We start from the raw sequence: 4,549 nt of genomic DNA, 5'->3' as shown, positions 1-4,549 counted from the left end.
ACGACCTGTTGGCCTTCACCGGCTTCCCTCGCCAGATCTGGCGGCAGATCTGGTCCAACAACCCCCAGGAACGCCTCAACAAGGAGATCCGGCGGCGCACCGACGTGGTCGGGATCTTCCCCGACCGGGCCGCGATCATCCGCCTCGTCGGCGCCGTGCTGATGGAGCAGACCGACGAGTGGACCGAGGGCCGCCGCTACATGGGCCTGGAGTACCTCGCCAAAGCCAGACTGCGAGTGATTGACGGCGGCCCTTGCGGGGACGGGACCGACCAGCAGGCGATCACTGCTTAACCTGCAGAAACAGGATCACGCGGAGGCCGACTCATACACCACTCCGCTGGACGTGACCCAAGCACGCGCCCGCACATGCCATTTCCAGCGGCAGCACACCCGAGAACACTGAAGATCACGACTTACCACTGGAGTACTAAGCGAGGATGCCCCTGTCGCGGCTCCCAGCAAGTCGCTCAACAGTGATAGCGAACGAGCACGACCTCGATTGATCATGGCAGGCTGGACCCGACCACCTGGCTGATCACGGGGACGTGCTCGTTCGCTTCGTCGCTGCTGACCGTTTCGGATCAGCTTCCGCTTATCCCGTCATCTATGTCCTCCCGGGTCTGATGTTGAAGATCAGTGCCATGGAGCAGGCACTCGGGACAGTGCGGGATCCGGTGCTTTGGTCGTGGCGGCGGCTCCATGATCGCGCGACGGACGGCCACTTCGGCTTCGCGAGTAGGTCGCTGGCGCAGGTACAGCGGAACGTGCAGAGCCAGTTTGATCAAGTAGATGACACGTTCGAACCCCCGGCCATTGACCCTGAGAGACGCGCGCAGCAGCAGAACAGCCAGCACGGTCCAGATGAGTGCGAACACGGCGGCCAGACCGGCCAGGCAGATCCATACGAGCTGTGCAGGATCGATACCGAAGGCGATGAGGAGCATCCCCAGCGGTGCAGCGAGAGTAGTCATGCTGTGCGGTTTCAAGATCTGGCGTATGCTGGGCGGCTGAGGCACGGGCAGCTTCTCCTAGCTGTTCGTGTGCGGGCCACCACCTCTGTTCCTGAACCGACCGGAGGCGGTGGCCCGGTCTTTTTCGGGCTGACAGAGTTTCGGACATCGCTACATCGTCCATCACCCCCTATACGGCTCTGACCTCTGATTTAGCCCCGCCCGACGCTTGACGTCCATGTTTCTGGACAAGACGAGACCATGCGGCTACCGGTAACAACGATCATCAACGTTCGCTAACATCACGGAATCTTCCGAACGATGGCGAACGCAGTGTGCACAATGGCGGAGAGAGACTCGTTGAGAGGATCTTCAGATGCCGCCTCGACCGCGCGCCCTGGACCCAGGCGACCCTCGGCAGCGCTTCGCCCTGGAGTTGCGCGACCTGCACCGCCGCGCAGGCAAGCCCCTCCAGCAGGCTCTGGCCGAGAAGCTCCATTGGTCTCACACCACACTGTCCGTGATCTTCAACGGGCACCGCTTTCCTTCCTGGGAGCAGACCAAGGCCCTGGTGAAGGTCCTCGGTGACGACCCGGCAGACTGGCTGGAGCGATGGCAGCGTGCGGACCGAGAAATCAACGAAGACGTCCTCATGGCTCGGCCGCAGGAGGGCATCGAGCAGCCTGCCTGGTACCTCAACAACGAGCAGTTCTACGCGAACGCGACCGAGCGGGTCAAAGTCGCCAACAGCCGAATCCTCGTGACCTACATTCGTCGTAGACCGCCCGACTACTACACGAGCGAAGCCGCAGCCGCATACTTCGCCGCTGTAATCGAGTGGGCGAAAAAGCCGGGAGCTCGATCAGTACGCCGCATCATCTGCATACCGAATTCTGAGATGCATGCGTGGGCGACCCGACACCACGAGGAGACTTTCGGAGTACGCAACTACGAAGTACGCGTCGTGCGATGGGACATTGATGCGGACGGCATCAACATGGCGCTCTTCGACGACTCGACGACCTTCCTGGCATTTTCTGGAGCGGCCTCGCAGGAGCTGAGTGGATTTCGAGTGGATAGTCCGCAATTCCTGCGCTACTTTGTCGGCTACTTCGAACAACTGTGGTCGACGGCGCGCCCCCTGGAGGAATATCTGCGGGAGAATTCATAGAAGATCTGCTTGCCTTCTTTCAGGCAAGTCACCCTGAATGGGGAATGCTCTGAGTTGGCTTATCACATTAGGTGGGCTCGTGACAGAGGTCTTCCTGGGAAGGAAGATCCCGATGCATTATGGCACTACTTCGGTGCTTGGCTGATATCTCTCGGGTAGAGAAGAGTCGGAGGGGTGCCCGTAAAGATAGCTATCACGGCTGGCGAGGTGTCCGAACCGTGCGGAGTCGTCGTCGTGTTCGACGGCGAGGACGGCTCGGCCGCACGCAAACGGACCGACCAGAACTACAAGGCGAACCGGCCTACCGGGGACCAGGGCCTGGAACCGATCCGTGCGCTTCCCGACATCGAACGTGGCGTGGGTGCCCACGGGATCGGCTGGCTCGAGCTCGACGACGCCGAAGTCGACGACCTGATCGCCACCCTCGTCCACGCCACATCCGGACTACGACGAGCAAGATCATTTTCGACTCTACAGGCAGCGGTGTGGTGGTCGCCGTTGGCCTGTGTCGATGGAGCAAAAGCGCCGGACAGGATCTTCTGGAACGTCCGTGGCCCTGGATGCTGAAACTGCCCTAACAACCCAACAGCCTGTGGATTGAAAGTCACCGCAGAATATGCTGGATCGGTATGGGTGGTGTCACGTTGTGCCATTCTGTGTGCGTCCAAGCGTTCCAAGTTCAGGCTGCGTCAATACAGAGCATCCCGTACTTGTGCCGCCGAGCCGACATAGGGCCGCTGCCACTCGCCAACCGCATCCACAGCGGGGTGTGCCGGGCGTTCTGGCCTGACGGGCGGAAAACGTCACAGGGCGGTGAGTAGCACGGGGGAGAAGCGTTCAGTATTCGCGGTTGCAACACCCGAGTTGAAGACCTCTCCCGCCTGCGCGGGGAGAACTCCGCTGCCCGTACGGTGGCTGACACCACGCGCATCCTTGTCTGCGCGAGCGGGGGGTGATCCGGGCAGCGCGTCGCCGCCCGCGTCGCGGTCATGCGCGCCGGCCGGGTGGTCGCGACGGGCATGCTCACCGAACTGGTGGAGAGCCCCGATTTCTTCGTCCGCGGCTTCTTCCACCCGGAGGAAGCGCTCTGACCGCGTGGCCGCCGGTCTCGACGAGGGATGCACCGAGCTGGAGAGGATGCCGATCCATGGCGCTGCCCGAACACCCGGCCGAGCGGTACCGGCAGGTCGCGGGCCTGTTCACCGAACGCGTCCGCGGCACCCGGTCGTGTGACGCGCCCGCACCGGTCGCAGGGTGGACCGCCCGCGACGTCGTGCGCCACCTGACCGAGTGGTTCCCCGTATTCCTGGTGTCCGGCGCCGGCATCGAGCTGCGCCGCGGACCCTTGGTGGACGCCGACCCGGTCGCCGCGTGGCAGGTCTACAGCGGCGCCGTGCAGGAGGTGCTGGACGACCCCGGAGAGCGGGCGGCGGGAGTTCGCGAACCCGCACATCGGTGAACTGGCGCTGGTGACTGCGATCGACCGCTTCTCATGGCCGACGCGTTCACGCGCCTGGGACCTCGCCCGGGCCACCGGCCAGGACGACCGGCTCGACCCCGACTTCTGCACCGAACTCCTCGACGGCTTGGAGCCGATAGACGAGGTCCTCCGGTCGTCCGGCCAGTACGGCTCACGCGTCGAGGTGCCCGCCGACGCGGACGTCCAGACCCGGATGCTCGGCTTCATCGGGCACGACTGAGGCGGGCGGGTCAGCGGGTAACGGTGGTCTCCCGGCCGATGTGGGACAGCTTCTCCGGGTTCCGCACGATGTAGAGGCCGGTGATCAGGCCGTCGTCGATCCGCATCGCGACGACGGTGTCGATCTCGTCGTCGATCCGGACGAGCAGCCCGGGGCGTCCGTTGACCTGCGCCTGCTCGACGGCGACCGCGCTTCGCAGCCGGGTCCATCCGGCCTCTAGTAGGCGCGCCACCTTGCGGGCCCCCACGATCGGCTGCACCACGGCCTGCCGGACGCCGCCGCCGTCGCCGAGGAGGACGACGTCGGGTGCGAGCATGTCGACGAGGCCCTGCAGGTCGCCCGTCTCGAGCGCCCGCCGGAACGCGTCGACCGCGGCCTGCGACTCGGCCGGGGAGACGGGGACGCGCGGGCGGCGGGCCGCGACGTGTGCGCGCGCCCGGTGGGCGATCTGCCGGACGGCGTCGCGGCTCTTGCCGACCGCGTCCGCGATCTCGCCGTAGTCCAGGTCGAACACCTCGCGCAGCACGAACACCGCGCGCTCGGTCGGGGCGAGGGTCTCCAGCACCAGCAGCATCGCCATCGAGACGCTCTCGGCGAGTTCGACGTCCTCGGCGACGTCCGGCGAGGTCAGCAGCGGTTCGGGCAGCCAGGGGCCGATGTAGGACTCCTTGCGGCGGCGCAGCGTCCGCAGCCGTATCAGCGCCTGCCGGGTGACGATCCGGACGA

General features: G+C 64.9%; 7 protein-coding genes. 5 read left to right on the top strand and 2 right to left on the bottom strand.

Annotated features, from left to right (window positions below):
• The coding region (locus tag QSK22_RS33010) for a transposase (RefSeq protein ID WP_285498425.1) at positions 1–293 on the top strand (293 nt) is incomplete at its 5' end.
• A 290-nt stretch (positions 294–583) separates the two neighbouring features.
• Here the strand turns inward: QSK22_RS33010 and QSK22_RS33005 are convergent.
• Entirely contained in the window at positions 584–973 is a 390-nt protein-coding gene (locus QSK22_RS33005) for a 6TM ABC transporter family protein (protein ID WP_285498424.1), read from the bottom strand.
• A 355-nt stretch (positions 974–1,328) separates the two neighbouring features.
• On the opposite strand from QSK22_RS33005, the gene QSK22_RS33000 reads away from it, so the two are divergent.
• The 4 genes from QSK22_RS33000 (at position 1,329) to QSK22_RS32985 (ending at position 3,823) form a co-directional block, all read left to right on the top strand.
• Positions 1,329–2,123 (top strand): helix-turn-helix domain-containing protein, encoded by a 795-nt coding sequence (locus tag QSK22_RS33000; RefSeq protein ID WP_285498423.1) that lies wholly within the window; start codon positions 1,329–1,331, stop codon positions 2,121–2,123.
• Positions 2,124–2,297: 174 nt separating this feature from the next.
• Positions 2,298–2,690 carry a hypothetical protein gene (locus QSK22_RS32995; protein ID WP_352231517.1) on the top strand — a complete coding sequence of 131 codons (393 nt, stop codon included), beginning with the start codon at positions 2,298–2,300 and terminating at the stop codon, positions 2,688–2,690.
• Between the two features lie 580 nt (positions 2,691–3,270).
• A complete protein-coding gene (locus QSK22_RS32990) occupies positions 3,271–3,582 on the top strand; it encodes a DinB family protein (RefSeq protein ID WP_285498422.1) in 312 nt (103 codons plus the stop codon).
• A gap of 10 nt (positions 3,583–3,592) precedes the next feature.
• Positions 3,593–3,823, top strand: coding sequence for a DinB family protein (locus QSK22_RS32985; protein ID WP_285498421.1), 231 nt, complete (start codon positions 3,593–3,595; stop codon positions 3,821–3,823).
• 10 nt (positions 3,824–3,833) lie between these two features.
• Here the strand turns inward: QSK22_RS32985 and QSK22_RS32980 are convergent.
• Positions 3,834–4,549: sigma-70 family RNA polymerase sigma factor (locus QSK22_RS32980; RefSeq protein WP_285498420.1), on the bottom strand; the 716-nt coding region annotated here is incomplete at its 5' end.

Origin of the sequence: Actinomadura sp. NBRC 104425, assembly GCF_030269545.1 — a bacterium.
In the GTDB taxonomy this organism is placed as follows: domain Bacteria; phylum Actinomycetota; class Actinomycetes; order Streptosporangiales; family Streptosporangiaceae; genus Spirillospora; species Spirillospora keratinilytica.
Note: the sequence above shows the minus strand (reverse complement) of the source record. Positions and strands in the feature narration are given on the sequence as shown.